At 55.1% G+C, this 14,763-nt stretch carries 13 protein-coding genes and 1 pseudogene; 5 read left to right on the forward strand and 9 right to left on the reverse strand.

The window, feature by feature from the left end:
• Window positions 1-622 (reverse strand): annotated as a pseudogene (locus WCC56_RS08795) (ornithine carbamoyltransferase); the annotation flags it as partial.
• Between the two features lie 159 nt (window positions 623-781).
• Here WCC56_RS08795 and rraB point away from each other — a divergent pair.
• Window positions 782-1,201: a ribonuclease E inhibitor RraB gene (gene rraB / locus WCC56_RS08800; protein ID WP_424692011.1), complete on the forward strand. Its 420-nt coding sequence runs from the start codon at window positions 782-784 to the stop codon at window positions 1,199-1,201.
• 141 nt (window positions 1,202-1,342) lie between these two features.
• Complete coding sequence (miaE, locus tag WCC56_RS08805) at window positions 1,343-2,107, forward strand: tRNA isopentenyl-2-thiomethyl-A-37 hydroxylase MiaE (protein WP_424692012.1); 765 nt, start codon at window positions 1,343-1,345, stop codon at window positions 2,105-2,107.
• On the opposite strand, the gene WCC56_RS08810 is transcribed toward miaE, so the two are convergent.
• The 4 genes from WCC56_RS08810 to pepA all read right to left on the reverse strand — a co-directional run bounded on the left by WCC56_RS08810 (window position 2,104) and on the right by pepA (window position 7,533).
• On the reverse strand, window positions 2,104-2,607 hold the full coding sequence (locus tag WCC56_RS08810) for a GNAT family N-acetyltransferase (protein ID WP_424692013.1): 504 nt from the start codon (window positions 2,605-2,607) through the stop codon (window positions 2,104-2,106). The two genes, miaE and WCC56_RS08810, sit on opposite strands and share 4 nt — an antisense overlap.
• 88 nt (window positions 2,608-2,695) lie before the next feature.
• The gene (locus WCC56_RS08815; protein WP_424692014.1) at window positions 2,696-5,551 is read right to left on the reverse strand and encodes a valine--tRNA ligase; all 2,856 of its coding nucleotides are present in this window, start codon (window positions 5,549-5,551) and stop codon (window positions 2,696-2,698) included.
• A gap of 5 nt (window positions 5,552-5,556) precedes the next feature.
• On the reverse strand, window positions 5,557-6,015 hold the full coding sequence (locus WCC56_RS08820) for a DNA polymerase III subunit chi (RefSeq protein WP_424692023.1): 459 nt from the start codon (window positions 6,013-6,015) through the stop codon (window positions 5,557-5,559).
• Between the two features lie 6 nt (window positions 6,016-6,021).
• On the reverse strand, window positions 6,022-7,533 hold the full coding sequence (pepA, locus tag WCC56_RS08825) for a leucyl aminopeptidase (RefSeq protein WP_424692015.1): 1,512 nt from the start codon (window positions 7,531-7,533) through the stop codon (window positions 6,022-6,024).
• A 290-nt stretch (window positions 7,534-7,823) separates the two neighbouring features.
• Here pepA and lptF point away from each other — a divergent pair, with 290 nt between their 5' ends.
• Entirely contained in the window at window positions 7,824-8,924 is a 1,101-nt protein-coding gene (lptF, locus tag WCC56_RS08830; protein WP_424692016.1) for an LPS export ABC transporter permease LptF, read from the forward strand.
• Window positions 8,924-10,000, forward strand: a complete 1,077-nt coding sequence (gene lptG / locus WCC56_RS08835) for an LPS export ABC transporter permease LptG (RefSeq protein WP_424692017.1) — start codon at window positions 8,924-8,926, stop codon at window positions 9,998-10,000. Before lptF ends, lptG begins: the two co-directional genes overlap by 1 nt.
• A 91-nt stretch (window positions 10,001-10,091) precedes the next feature.
• Here lptG and WCC56_RS08840 read toward each other — a convergent pair whose 3' ends face one another.
• Both WCC56_RS08840 and WCC56_RS08845 read right to left on the reverse strand, forming a co-directional pair.
• Complete coding sequence (locus WCC56_RS08840; protein WP_424692018.1) at window positions 10,092-11,381, reverse strand: DUF445 domain-containing protein; 1,290 nt, start codon at window positions 11,379-11,381, stop codon at window positions 10,092-10,094.
• A gap of 42 nt (window positions 11,382-11,423) precedes the next feature.
• Entirely contained in the window at window positions 11,424-12,926 is a 1,503-nt protein-coding gene (locus WCC56_RS08845) for a helicase HerA-like C-terminal domain-containing protein (protein WP_424692019.1), read from the reverse strand.
• 147 nt (window positions 12,927-13,073) lie between these two features.
• Between WCC56_RS08845 and WCC56_RS08850 the strand changes: the two genes are divergently transcribed.
• Window positions 13,074-13,694, forward strand: a complete 621-nt coding sequence (locus WCC56_RS08850) for a LysE family translocator (RefSeq protein WP_424692020.1) — start codon at window positions 13,074-13,076, stop codon at window positions 13,692-13,694.
• Window positions 13,695-13,757: 63 nt separating this feature from the next.
• Here WCC56_RS08850 and WCC56_RS08855 read toward each other — a convergent pair whose 3' ends face one another.
• Both WCC56_RS08855 and WCC56_RS08860 read right to left on the reverse strand, forming a co-directional pair.
• Window positions 13,758-14,270: a DUF2501 domain-containing protein gene (locus WCC56_RS08855; protein WP_424692021.1), complete on the reverse strand. Its 513-nt coding sequence runs from the start codon at window positions 14,268-14,270 to the stop codon at window positions 13,758-13,760.
• Window positions 14,271-14,495: 225 nt separating this feature from the next.
• The coding region (locus WCC56_RS08860) for a hypothetical protein (RefSeq protein WP_424692022.1) at window positions 14,496-14,763 on the reverse strand (268 nt) is incomplete at its 5' end.

A 14,763-nucleotide genomic window follows, 5' to 3' on the forward strand; every position in this document is an offset into this window, starting at 1 on the left:
TCTCCGCGGCTTTACGACACTCCGCGACCAGAGCCTCATCAGGCCAGCAGCCTTTTGGCGCCACCAGACGCAGATCCAGTCCGACCAGCGCAGCGGCTTCCATCAGGGTATTGCCCATGTTGTTATGCGCATCACCGACATAAGCGAAGATCATCTGGCTGAAGGCTTTCTCCGGCAGGTGCTCTTCCATGGTCAGCAAATCTGCCAGCAGCTGGGTAGGGTGGAACTCGTTAGTCAGCCCGTTCCAGACCGGCACGCCAGCATGTTCCGCCAGAGACTCGACCAACTCTTGTCCGTGACCACGATACTGAATACCGTCATACATACGGCCTAATACGCGCGCGGTGTCTTTCATCGATTCTTTATGGCCAATCTGGCTGCCACTTGGGCCGAGGTAAGTGACGTTAGCGCCCTGATCGTAAGCGGCAACTTCGAAAGAGCATCGCGTACGGGTCGAGTCTTTTTCGAAGATGAGCGCAATATTCTTGCCTTTCAGGTGCTGAATTTCTTCACCGTTTTTCTTGTCGGTTTTCAGCGTGGACGCCAGCGCCAGTAATCCGGTCAGTTCAGCCGGGGTAAAATCCAGCAGCCTGAGAAAATGGCGTTTATATAAATGACTCATAAAGCACTCCAGGTGACAATTATTGAATTAAAATTCAATTTAACCGTATGAATATGCATTTTCAACCCCGGCGTGCAGAAACTTTTGTTTAAAGGTAGTGGCGGGAACGGCACTGTGGGAAAATACTCATTATAGAGGCCACACACAGAGGAACGGATCATGGCAAATGAAGCCTTGCTGGAAGAGCAGCGTGAAGAGACGCGGTTAATTATTGAAGAGCTGTTGGACGATGGCAGCGACCCGGACGCGCTCTACACCATTGAACACCACCTCTCCTGCGACAGTTTCGACGCGCTGGAAAAAGCGGCGGTTGAAGCGTTTAAAATGGGTTACGAAGTGACCGAGCCAGAAGAGCTGGAACTGGAAGATGGCAGCAAAGTGATGTGCTGCGATATTCTGAGCGAAGGCGCGCTGAATGCCGAACTGATCGACACGCAGGTTGAGCAGCTGGTCGACCTGGCCGCGAAGTTCAACGTAGATTACGACGGCTGGGGCACTTACTTCGAAGATCCTGATGCTCAGGACGAAGATGAAGAAGGCGAAGAAGCCGATGAAGAAGATGACGGCATCCGTCATTAATTCAGCCTAAGCGTTATCAGGCCCGGACAGTGTTCCGGGCCTGTTTATTTCTAAAGGGGCAACATTCATTGTGCTCCGCAGCCCCTACGTGAAGGAGAACGCTTCTTCGCCTTCAAGCCACTTTTCGGACCCGCTTCCCGCATGAACACTGAACATCTGCTTGCTCCCATTCACTCTTTTTTGCATTGCCGCACGCCTCAGGCATGGATTGAGCAGGCCCGTAAGCCGGAGAACCTGCCGCTGCTGCTCACCGATCATCTGGTGTGCGAACTGAAAGCGGCGCAGACCGCCATGTGGCTGATCCGCAAATATGTGGCGGACAAAGAGAGTGGCGATGCGCTGCTGGCCTGGCTGAAGCCGTGGGAGCAGTTTGTGCATTGCGAGAACGCTGACCTGGCGTTTCTGGAGCAGCATAAAACCTTATCGAAGACGGTGATCAGCCGTGTCGATGCTAAGTATGGCGATGTGCTGGTGGATAAGATGGTGCTGCTGATCAAAGAAGAACTGCACCATTTTTATCAGGTGCTGGAGATTATGCAGGCGCGCAATATTCCCTATGTGAAAATCACCGCCAGCCGTTATGCCAAAGGCCTGCTGCGTGAAATCACTAATCATGAACCGCAAACGCTGGTGGATAAGTTGATTTGTGGAGCCTATATCGAAGCGCGCTCCTGCGAACGTTTCGCCAGCCTGGCGCCGCATCTGGATGATGAACTGGCGGCATTTTACGTGTCGTTATTGCGTTCAGAAGCGAGGCACTATCAGGACTATCTGGCGCTGGCCGCCGGGATAGCGAAAACCGATATCACTGCGCGAGTGCAGAAAATTGGCGAGACGGAAGCAAAGCTGATCCAGGAACCCGACAGCCAGCTGCGTTTTCACAGTGGATTGCCGGATTTCGGCTAAAGCGTTTTCAGCATGGTGACTTCGCAGTCAACGTGGCCGGTGCAGCCCATCGGGCCGGGAATGTGTTCAAAACCCAGATGTTCATACAGGCGAACGGCACGAGTCAGTGAAGCGGTGGTTTCCAGGTAGCAACGTTTGAACTCACGCTCGCGCGCAAAGTCCATTGCCTGCATAGCCAGTTCACGCGCCAGGCCTAAACCTCGCACCGCTGGCATAAAGTACATCTTCTGCAGTTCGCAAACCCCTTCCTCGCTGCACTGAAGCGGCGCCACGCCACCGCCGCCAACAATCTTACCTTCCAGCTCAATGACCCAATAGGCGCTGTCAGGCTCGCTGTAGAGCTCAAAGAGATGGTCGAGGTTCGGGTCAGCCACGGTGAAGCCTTTGTCGGCTGTCAGGCCGAACTCAGCGGAGACATCGCGGATCACTTGCGCAATCTGCGGATTATCTGCCAGCGTGATGGGGCGCACGTGCAAATTGAGCTGCGTTGCAGTTGTCATAAAACTCACTCGTTTAACCATGCCAAAAAAGCCGGGCAAGCCCGGCTCTGATTATTTTGCAGGGAACGGGCTGAACGCCCGTTGCACCTTACAGTGCGGCAATAACCGCCTGCTGTTCAATCAGTTTCGCTTTAGCCTGTTCGAAGTCCGCGATGCGCTCGCGCTCTTTCGCCACGACGGCTTCAGGGGCGCGGGAAACAAAGCCTTCGTTGGACAGCTTGGCTTCAATCTTACCGATTTCCACTTCCAGCTTGGTCACTTCCTTCGCCAGACGCTCCAGCTCGGCCGCTTTGTCGACCAGGTCCGCCATCGGGATCAGCAGCTCAGCACCGTCGATGATCTTGGTGACCGAAACCGGGCCTTTCTCATCGACTGCCAGACAGGTAATGCTGTCCAGACGAGCCAGCGTTTTCAGGAAGCTGTGGTTGTCGGTAACGCGTTGCACTACGGCAGCGCTTGCGCCACGCAGCAGCACATCGAGCTTTTTGGAAGGAGACAGGTTCATTTCCGCCCGGATATTACGGATGGCGACGATAGCCTGCTTCAGCCACTCGGTGTCGTTCAGTGCAGCTTCGTCGACTTTAGCGGTATCGAAGGCTGGCATCGGCTGCAACATGATGGTGTCGTCGCTGATGTTTTTCAGCACTTTCACGCGCTGCCAGATGGTTTCAGTGATAAACGGAATGATTGGGTGCGCAAGGCGCAGCAAGGATTCCAGCACTTCAACCAGTGTGTTACGCGTACCGCGCAGTTGGGCTTCAGAGCCGCCAGTCATCACGGGTTTAGCCAGCTCCAGGTACCAGTCACAGAACTGGTTCCAGGTGAATTCATACAGAATGTTTGCCGCGATATCGAAGCGGTAGCTATCAAGCGCTTCGCGGTAGGCTTTCACCGTCTGGTTGAACTCAGCGATGATCCAGCGATCGGCCAGAGACAGCTCCATTTCGCCGCCGTTGAAGCCACAATCCTGATCTTCGGTATTCATCAGCACAAAACGGCTGGCGTTCCACAGCTTGTTACAGAAGTTGCGGTAGCCTTCCAGGCGCTTCATATCCCAGTTGATGTCACGGCCCGTTGAGGCCAGTGCCGCCAGGGTGAAACGCAGGGCATCCGTTCCGTGTGGCTCAATGCCGTTCGGGAACTGCTTCTCGGTACGCTTGCGGATTTTCTCTGCCAGCTGAGGCTGCATCATGTTGCCGGTACGCTTCTCCAGCAGGTCTTCCAGTGAAATGCCGTCAACCATATCCAGCGGATCGATAACGTTGCCTTTCGACTTGGACATCTTCTGGCCTTCGTCGTCACGGATCAGGCCGGTCATGTACACCGTCTTGAACGGAACCTGCGGCTTACCGTCTTCATCTTTGATGAAGTGCATGGTCAGCATGATCATGCGGGCGATCCAGAAGAAGATGATGTCGAAGCCGCTGACCAGCACGCTGGTCGGGTGGAAGGTGCGCAGCGCTTCGGTGTTCTCTGGCCAGCCGAGTGTGGAGAACGTCCACAGGCCGGAAGAGAACCAGGTGTCCAGCACGTCTTCGTCCTGGTTCAGCACCACTTCGGCACCCAGGCTGTTCTCAGAGCGCACTTCTTCTTCGGTGCGGCCAACGTACACGTTGCCTTCCGCATCATACCAGGCCGGGATACGGTGACCCCACCACAGCTGACGGGAAATACACCAGTCCTGAATATCGCGCATCCATGAGAAGTACATGTTTTCGTACTGCTTAGGCACGAACTGGATATCACCTTGCTCAACCGCTTCCACAGCGACTTTTGCCAGCGGAGCAGTACGCACGTACCACTGATCGGTCAGCATCGGTTCGATAACCACGCCGCCACGGTCGCCGTAAGGCACGGTCAGATCGTGAGGCTTCACTTCTTCCAGCAGGCCAAGCGCGTCTACCGCAGCAACGATAGCTTTACGCGCAGCGAAACGTTCCAGATTCTGGAATTCCGCCGGGATAGCCGCGCTGTAGACGTCGGACTCTTCGCCGTTGCAGTCATAAACCTGAGCCAGATCGCGGATGTCGCCATCAAAAGTCAGGATGTTGATCATCGGCAACTGGTGACGACGGCCAACTTCATAGTCATTGAAGTCGTGCGCCGGGGTGATTTTCACGCAGCCGGTGCCTTTCTCCATGTCTGCGTGCTCATCGCCGACGATCGGAATGCGGCGGTCAACAAACGGCAGCACGATAAATTTGCCGATCAGATCTTTGTAACGCGGATCTTCAGGGTTAACGGCCACGCCGGTGTCGCCCAGTACCGTCTCAGGACGGGTAGTCGCCACAACCAGGTAATCTTTGCCATCGGCGGTTTTCGCGCCGTCAGCCAGCGGATAGCGGATATGCCACATCGAGCCTTTAGACTCGCGGTTTTCCACTTCCAGGTCAGAAATAGCCGTACGCAGTTTGGGATCCCAGTTGACCAGGCGCTTGCCACGGTAAATCAGGTTCTCTTTGTACAGGCGCACAAACACTTCTTTCACGGCGTCAGACAGGCCATCGTCCATGGTGAAGCGCTCACGCTCCCAGTCCACGGAGTTCCCCAGGCGGCGCATCTGGCGGGTGATCGTTCCGCCTGACTCTGCTTTCCATTCCCAGATTTTTTCGATGAACGCATCACGACCGTAGTCTTTACGCGTTTTCCCTTCTTCAGCGGCGATTTTGCGCTCTACTACCATCTGCGTGGCGATACCCGCATGGTCAGTACCAGCCTGCCACAGGGTGTTTTTGCCCTGCATGCGCTGGTAACGGATCAGGGTATCCATGATGGTTTGCTGGAACGCGTGACCCATATGCAAGCTACCGGTGACGTTCGGCGGCGGGATCATGATGCAGAAGCTCTCCTGGCTGGTATCGCCATGAGGCTTGAAGTAGCCCTGCTGTTCCCAGTGCTCGTAAAGCGGCTGTTCGATATCTTGCGGGTTATATGTCTTTTCCATTTCTACTATGTCTTTGACGGCACGGGCGGCGTTGCCGTATTCAAGTGGAATCCAACGCTGCGATACGCTTTATAGCGGTCGCGCGCCAGCTGTTTCAATGATTCTTCATAAGGGACGAAGTCTACCACTTCATGGAAAGCGGTGGCAAAATCTGCAAACTGCGGCAGCAAGCTGATCAGCAGGTCACGCGGAGAATTTCCCCGACGCTGAGGCCAGGCGAGTTCAACCGGTGCGCCATATTTTGGACCTTCGCCCGCCAGATTGTGCGGCACAAAGGCGCTGGCCGGACGCTGCCATAAAGCCTCGTCCAGCCGGATGGCCTGCGCTTCATCCTCGCAGGCTATCAACACGCGTTTTCCCTCGCGCCAGCGCGCTTCTGCTATATCGCAAACCAGCGCCTCAAGGGCGCTGATCCCGTCAACCGGGGTGTCGGTTTCCAGCAGATAGAAGGTTGCGTTTTTCATCACGGATTAATCGTCGCCGTTCAGGCCTGCACGGTTCAGCAGGAACTGAGAGAGCAGGGCAACCGGACGACCGGTAGCGCCTTTGGCTTTACCGGAGCGCCATGCGGTGCCGGCAATGTCCAGGTGCGCCCAGTTATATTTACGGGCAAAGCGCGCCAGGAAGCAGGCCGCGGTGATTGCGCCGCCAGGACGGCCACCAATGTTCGCCATATCGGCAAAGTTGGAGTCCAGCTGTTCCTGATACTCGTCAGCCATCGGCAGACGCCATGCGCGGTCACCAGCCTGTTCAGACGCGCTGATCAGCTCATGCGCCAGCGGGTTGTGGTTCGACAGCAGGCCGCTAACGTGGTGGCCCAGCGCAATCACGCAGGCCCCGGTCAGGGTAGCAACATCAATGACCACTTCCGGATCGAAGCGTTCAACGTAGGTCAGCGCATCGCACAGGACCAGACGGCCTTCGGCATCGGTGTTCAGCACTTCAACGGTCTGGCCGGACATGGTCGTCAGCACATCGCCAGGGCGATAAGCACGGCCACCAGGCATGTTCTCACAGCCTGCCAGCACGCCAACCACGTTCAGCGGCAGGTTCAGCTCCGCGACCATACGCATCACGCCGTAAACAGACGCCGCGCCACACATGTCGTACTTCATCTCATCCATGGCTTCGCCAGGCTTGAGGGAGATACCGCCGGAGTCGAAAGTCACGCCTTTGCCGACCAGCACGATAGGCTTGCTGTCTGCATCCGGGTTACCTTTGTACTCAATAACGGACATCAGCGACTCATTTTGTGAGCCGTGGCCAACGGCCAGATACGCGTTCATGCCCAGCTCTTTCATCTGTTGCTCGCCAATGACGCGAGTGGTGATGTTTTTGCTGTAGGCATCTGCCAGCTGACGAGCCTGAGAGGCCAAATAAGCCGCGTTACAGATGTTGGGTGGCATGTTGCCGAGGTCTTTAGCCGCCTTCACGCCTGCAGCAACAGCCAGGCCGTGCTGAATGGCGCGTTCACCGCTGGTCAGTTCACGGCGCGTAGGCACGTTGAAGACCATTTTACGCAGCGGACGACGAGGCTCAGTTTTGTTGCTTTTTAGCTGGTCGAAGCTGTAAAGCGTCTCTTTAGAGGTCTCAATCGCCTGACGCACTTTCCAGTAAGTATTGCGGCCTTTAACGTGCAGCTCGGTCAGGAAGCACACCGCTTCCATAGAGCCAGTATCGTTCAGGGTATTAATCGTTTTCTGAATAACCTGCTTATACTGACGTTCATCGAGCTCGCGCTCTTTGCCGCAGCCAATCAGTAAAATGCGCTCAGAGAGAATATTTGGCACATGATGCAGTAACAAAGTCTGGCCGACTTTGCCTTCCAGTTCGCCACGGCGGAGCAGGGCACTGATGTAGCCATCACTGATTTTATCGAGCTGTTCAGCAATCGGTGACAACCGGCGCGGTTCAAACACGCCAACCACGATACAGGCACTGCGTTGTTTTTCCGGGCTACCGCTTTTTACACTGAACTCCATGCACTCTCCTGAATCTTAAAGACAACGGCGCTTGCTGCGGCTAGAATGTAGCGCTTTCGTCAAGCTCGGTGCCAGGCATTACGCCGTAAAGGTAACGGGCGTCAGATTTAGTTTTGGTGATGAGTCGTCCCAATTATTTTGGGTTACATCATTTTTTTGCATCACCAGAACGCGATTGTTGTCATACTAGTTTAGCTATGACGGAGGCCATTGATGAGAATAAATGGCGTATAAGCGATGAAACTAGCGATTTTCCTGCAAAAAGACAAGTTTTCACAGGCGTACTCAGCGTGATCATCATTAGATATCTGGTAAGGGAAACACTCAAAAGCCAGCTGGCTATCCTCTTCATCCTGCTACTGATCTTCTTTTGTCAGAAGTTAGTCAGGATTTTGGGCGCCGCGGTAGATGGTGAAATTCCAACAAATTTAGTCCTGACATTATTAGGCCTTGGCGTGCCCGAAATGGCACAACTTATCCTGCCACTGAGCCTGTTTTTGGCCATTTTGATGACGCTTGGGCGGTTATACACCGAAAGCGAAATCACGGTGATGCACGCCTGCGGCTTGAGTAAAGCCGTACTGGTGAAAGCGGCGATGGTGCTGATGCTGTTCACCGCCGTGGTGGCTGCCGTTAACGTGGCGTGGTTAGGGCCCTGGTCTTCGCGCTATCAAAGCGAAGTCACACAAAATGCTAAAGCTAACCCTGGCGCTGCTGCGCTGGCGGCCGGCCAGTTCCAGCAGTCCGGGGATGGTCAGTCGGTGATGTTCATTGAGAACGTCAAAGGCAATAATTTTGGCAACGTGTTCCTTGCTCAGCTGCGGCCAAAGGGCAATGCCCGTCCTTCCGTTGTGCTGGCCGATAAAGGCCATATGACTCAGCATAAAGACGGTTCTCAAGTGGTGACGCTGGACAAGGGCACGCGCTTTGAGGGCACGGCAATGCTGCGTGACTTCCGTATTACAGATTTCCAGAACTATCAGGCCGTCATCGGGCACCAGGACGTGGTGCTGGACCCGAACGATGCTGAACAGATGGATTTCAGCACCCTGGCGCAGTCCGACAAGCCAGAGTTTATAAGCGAGTTCCACTGGCGTCTGACGCTGGTATTCTCGGTGCTGGTTATGGCGCTGATGGTGGTGCCGCTCAGCGTGGTGAACCCACGTCAGGGCCGCGTGCTGTCGATGCTACCAGCCATGCTGCTGTACCTGATCTTCTTCCTGTTACAAAGCTCTCTGCGCTCCAGCGGGCAAAAAGCCCGTCTCGACCCGGCTCTGTGGATGTGGGTGGTTAACCTCTCCTACCTGGCGCTGGCAGTGTTGCTTAACGTGTGGGATACGGTGCCGATGCGGCGCTTCCGTGCCCGCTTCAGCAAAGGGGGAGCGTCCTGATGTTTGGCGTACTCGACCGATATATCGGTAAAACCATCTTCAACACCATCATGGCTACGCTGTTTATGCTGGTGTCGCTCTCCGGCATCATCAAGTTTGTCGATCAGCTGCGTAAAACCGGTCAGGGCGACTACACCGCGCTGGGTGCCGGTTTGTACACCGTGTTGAGCGTGCCGAAAGATATCGAAATCTTCTTCCCAATGGCGGCGCTGTTAGGCGCACTGCTGGGGCTGGGGACACTGGCGCAACGCAGTGAGCTGGTGGTGATGCAAGCCTCTGGCTTCACCCGTATGCAGATTGCCGCCTCGGTAATGAAAACGGCTATTCCGCTGGTGCTGCTGACCATGGCCATCGGCGAGTTTGTTGCGCCTCAGGGCGAGCAGATGGCGCGTAATTACCGTGCACAGCAGCTGGTGGGCGGTTCTCTGCTCTCTACCCAAAATGGTCTGTGGGCGAAAGATGGCGATAACTTTATCTTTATCGAACAGATCAAAGATAACAGCGAACTGAGCGGCATCAGTATTTACAGCTTTAACAAAGAGCGCCGCTTAGAGACGGTGAAGTACGCGGCTTCTGCTAAGTACAACGTCGATAAAAAAATCTGGGACCTGGCGGAAGTGGATCAGTCGAACCTGACTGACCCGAAACAGGTTACCGGCAGCCAGACGCTGAACGGCGAATGGAAAACCACGTTAACGCCCGACAAGCTGGGCGTAGTGGCGCTGGACCCGGATGCGTTGTCCATCAGTGGCCTGTACAACTACGTGAAGTACCTGAAGCAGAGTGGCCAGGTGTCCAGCCGTTATCAGCTGAATATGTGGAGCAAAATTTTCCAGCCGCTGTCGGTAGCGGTGATGATGCTGATGGCGCTGTCGTTTATCTTTGGTCCTCTGCGTAGTGTCTCAATGGGGATGCGTGTGGTCACCGGGATTAGCTTCGGCTTTGTCTTCTACGTGCTGGACCAGATCTTCGGTCCGCTGAGCCTGGTCTATAACATTCCGCCGATTATGGGTGCCTTGTTGCCAAGCGGCGCGTTCTTCGCCATCAGCGTGTATATGCTGCTGAAGCGCAGATAAAAGCGCACGTTGTTCTTCCGGCATAAAAAACGCCATCCGTCACTGGATGGCGTTTTGCTTTTCTGGCAGGACTGCAGCGGTGCAGGTGGCCTTAACGCAGTTGTTCAACCAGCGATGGCAGCAGGGTTAGCAGCCAAAGGATTAAGCCAATCACCCCGCCAACCACCGTGCCGTTGATGCGGATGCGCTGCAAATCTTTACCGATATTCAACTCAACCTGATGTGACATATCCTTTGCATCCCAGCTCTTCACGGTATCGCTGATATGGCGGCTCAGGAACGCTGAGAACTCCGGCGCGGCGCTGGTGGCGGCTTCTTCCATATGCTGATTGAGCGAAGCGCGTAAATTGGCATCCTGCAGCAAAGTTTCTCCCAGCCACTGTCCGGCAGCGCTGACCTTGTTATGCAGCACCGAATCTTCTTTATCCAGATCCTCTTTCAGCCAGTTGCGCAGATCGCCCCACAGCTGGCTGATATAGGTATTCAGCGCCTCGTCCTGCTTCAGGTACGCTTTAATCTCTTCGGCTTTTACCTGCATTTCCGGGTCGTTACGCAGCCGCTCGATCAGCCTTTGCACCGCACGGTTAAAGCCCTGACGGATTTCGTGGGCGCCATCCTGCTCGATATCATTGAGGATCGATCTCACCGCGTTAGCGGCCATTTCAGCGCTTTTGTCGCCAACCCATTCGGTAGGCAGCATTTTCTCTTTAAGCGGGTGCTCGCGCTTCAGATAACGCATTACCTGCTGAGCGATAAACTCGTGCGTGCCCGGTTTGTTCACCAGATGCAGAAGCTGAGCAATGGCATCGTCCAGCAGTGTCTGATGGCGGTTATTTTTGGTCAGGCTCTCCAGCACCATGGCCGCCGACTGCGACAAATCGACCTTATCGATCGCTTTGTGAATGGCACGGCGCATAAATGCCTGAATACGCTGGTCATCTGCCAGGTCGAGGAAGCCGCGCACTATTTTCAGCAGATAGCCGCCCAGCCTGGCCGCATTCTCTGGCGTGCTCAGCCAGTTGGCAATCATCTGCGCCGGATCGTGTCGGCGGATCAGCGTTAGCAGTGAGGTGGTATTGAGGAATTTATCCTGCACAAACAGCGCAAGGTTATCGGCGATGCGGTCTTTGTTGCGCGGGATGATCGCAGTATGGCGGCCAACCAGCGGGATCGGCACGCGTCTGAACAGCGCGCTGACCGCAAACCAGTCAGCCAGCCCACCGACCATTGAAGCTTCAGAAATGGCCTTCAGCGCACCCACCCAATGATTGGTCGGGAACCACAGCGGGTAAAGCACGGTACCGATGAAGAGAAGCGCCGCGCCGCAAAGCAGCAGCAACGGCGTACGTTTAGCTCTGTTTAGTTCAAGTTCTTTATCCATAGAGAGAGTGTAGTTCCTTCAGCAGAGCCTGTAATCAACAGCTTAGCGTTTACGGCCGCCCATAATGCTGCCAAGCACGCCACGAATGATCTGATTGGTGATCTGCCGTGCGGCACTTTTGGTCACGCTTTGCACCACGCCATCACGCTTGCCGCCGCGCGGGCCGGTGCTGCCAAACAGAATATCCTTCAGTCCGCCAAGAATGCCGTCATCCACTTCCCCCTTTTGCCCTTTGGCTGGCGGCGCGTTGGCCTCTTCGCTGGCAGCCTGCACGCCTTTGCTCAGCATCTCGTAGGCCGATTCCCGGTCTACCGCTTCTTCGTATTTACCGGAGAGCGGAGAGTGATTGATCAAGCCGTTGCGCTCATCGTCGGTGACGGGCCCCATCCTTGAGAACGGTGCAATCACGGAGGCGCGCTGCACCATCGACGGGCTGCCTTTCTCATCAAGGAAGGAGATTAATGCTTCCCCGGTGCCCAGTTCCTGAATCGCGGCGACGGTATCGAAAGCCGGGTTGGCACGCATGGTCTGCGCCGCCACTTTCACCGCCTTTTGATCCTTCGGCGTAAAAGCACGCAGCGCGTGTTGAACACGGTTGCCCAACTGACCGAGCACCGTGTCAGGAATATCAGCAGGATTCTGCGAGACAAAATAGACGCCAACGGCTTTCGAACGAATAAGGCGGATAACCTGCTCAATCTTATCCAGCAGCACTTGTGGCGCATCGCTGAACAGCAGATGCGCTTCATCGAAGAAGAACACCAGCTTCGGCTTCTCCTGATCGCCCGCTTCCGGCAGCTGTTCATACAGCTCTGAGAGCATCCACAGCAGGCTGGTAGCGTAGAGTTTCGGCATCTGATACAGCTTCTCTGCCGAAAGGATATTGATGATGCCTTTGCCGTTGCTGTCGGTGCGCATCCAGTCTTTGATGTCCAGCATGGGCTCGCCGAAGAAATACTCTGCACCTTGTTGCTCCAGCGACAGCAACCCGCGCTGAATAGCCCCAACCGAAGCGCTGTTGATATTGCCGTACTGCGTCTGGAATTCTTTGGCGTTATCGCCGATGTACTGCGTCATCGCCCGCAGGTCTTTAAAGTCGAGGAGCAGTAAGCCCCGATCGTCCGCCACGCGGAAGATAATCTGCAGCACACCGCTCTGCACTTCGTTTAAATCCAACAGACGCGCTAACAGCAAAGGACCCAGATCCGAGACAGTGGCGCGGATTGGATGGCCTTTCTCGCCAAAGATATCCCACAGCACCACTGGATTGCCCTGCGGCGCCCAGTCCGTCACGCCGATCTTTGCCAGTCGGGCTAACAGCTTCTCTGAAGACGTTCCTTCTTTGGCTACGCCGGTCAGGTCGCCTTTCACATCGGCCATAAACACCGGCACGCCGATAGTTGAGAAGCTCTCCGCCAGCTTTTGCAGCGTGACGGTTTTCCCTGTTCCGGTTGCGCCAGTGATCAGCCCGTGGCGGTTGGCCATGCCGGGTAACAGGTTCAACGCCAGGTCGGTGGATTTGGCAATCAGCAGCGGTTCAGTCATCGGGGTGGTTCCTGAAGTTAGCGGAAGAAGTGGGGGAAATTATACAGTAAGCGTAGCAGGCCGATGCGTAGCGGAGCTAGAAGGAGATTGTCCTTTTTCAGCGCCCATGTTTATGTTGTATTGGAAAACTTAACTGGGAGCGAGAAAATGGATCCGGCAATTCTTTCGGTGATCACCATTGGTGGTGCGTTGGCTTTGGGCGCCATGAGTCCTGGCCCAAGTTTTATAGTAGTCGCCAGAACGGCGGTAGCCTCCTCCAGAAGAGCTGGAATGGGCGCGGCGCTGGGAATGGGCACAGGTGCACTAATCTTTTCCCTGATCGCGTTGATGGGCCTGCATACGCTGCTGGCGGCGGTACCCTGGCTTTGGATTGCGTTGAAAACGGGTGGCGGTATTTATCTGCTGTGGATGGCGTATAAGATGTTCCGTGGCGCCCATCAGCCGCTGCATGTGGAAGGGGGAGCTAACGCCGGTAAAAGCTTCCGTAGAGCCTTTGGACATGCCTTTATCACTCAGCTCAGTAACCCGAAAACGGCTGTGGTTTTCGCCGGGATCTTTGCTGCGTTGTTGCCAGCCCATATCACCCCGATGATGTATGTGGCTTTGCCGTTGGTTGCGATGCTGGTCGACGGTTTGTGGTATGCGTTTGTGGCTTACGCACTCTCCTCAACCGGCCCGCGTAATACCTATCTGCGCTACAAGGGGACGTTTGACCGCCTTGGTGGCGGCGTTATGGCTCTGCTGGGCATCAAACTGATTATGAAGTAATAAAAAAAAGAGCCGCACTATGGCGGCTCCCGGGAAGGACGGCGAGGGGACAGCCTCGCCGTTTTAAGAGATAAATTGTTTACCCTGCTTCAGAACCAGGTCACAGGCTTTGGTTTTCACCTTCTTGCCCATTGCGGTATCGCCCAGGCTGCTCAGGTTCACCTGCTGATTGTTGCCGGTGTTCAGCAGACCCATCAGGCCCTGCTTGTAATCGGTGGTTTCCTGCTGCTTAGCGGTGTCGGTAAGACCCAGTTTGCCCATCAGCTGGTCTTTCACCGAACTGACGTTGTTATCCACCAGGTTGTTCTTCACGCAATATTCCAGCACGCCAGTTGCATTGGTCATGGTGCTGGAACTGAGTGCCTGATTACCACTGCCCAGCAGGCTGGTCAGCGAGCTAAGTGAAGTGCCAGCAGGCTGAGGTGTGGTGCTGGAAGCCGCAGTAGAAGAGTTTGAATTCTGGCTGAGCGAGGAAGCCGCGCTGCTCAGCTGATCTTGCCAGCTAGCCGCAGAGGCCACGCCAGCGAACAAGGAAGTCGAAACCGTTAATGCCAAAACCATCTTAGAAAATTTCATAATAGACCTTTTAGTATGTTTTCCAGCGCGACGCCCTACGGGCGTAACGCCGCATCTCCCCTTTGGGACTGCCGGATTGCGGGGGAGTTCCGAATTGGTAAGGCTGGAAAGAGATTGCTGGGAGTGTTTGAGATTAGTCCTAATGGGGCGGGGAGTTTACGGGGTTTTTGGTAGGGCTGGCGAATTGGATGACTGAATTACGGTGCTGGTGGCTTGGTGAGTGAGTTAGTGGCTTAGTTGCTTACTCGCTTGGTGAGTCAGTGGCTGGCATGATGGCTTGGTTGGTTGGTTGGTTGGTTGGTTGGTTGGTTGGTTGGGGTGATGATTTGAGGCTTGTGATTGCAAGGGGTAGTTAGGCATGCGTAAAGCCTGGTTTTGTGCCAAGCCGCTGATTTTTTCAGCAGTTGCATCACAACAGGGCGGATAGTAGTTGCGTGCAGAGTGGGTAACGGTATAATCCCCAACGTTTTCCGCATACCCTTCAGTGCCGAAG

It is taken from the genome of Erwinia sp., assembly GCF_049696395.1.
Taxonomy (GTDB): Bacteria; Pseudomonadota; Gammaproteobacteria; order Enterobacterales; family Enterobacteriaceae; genus Erwinia.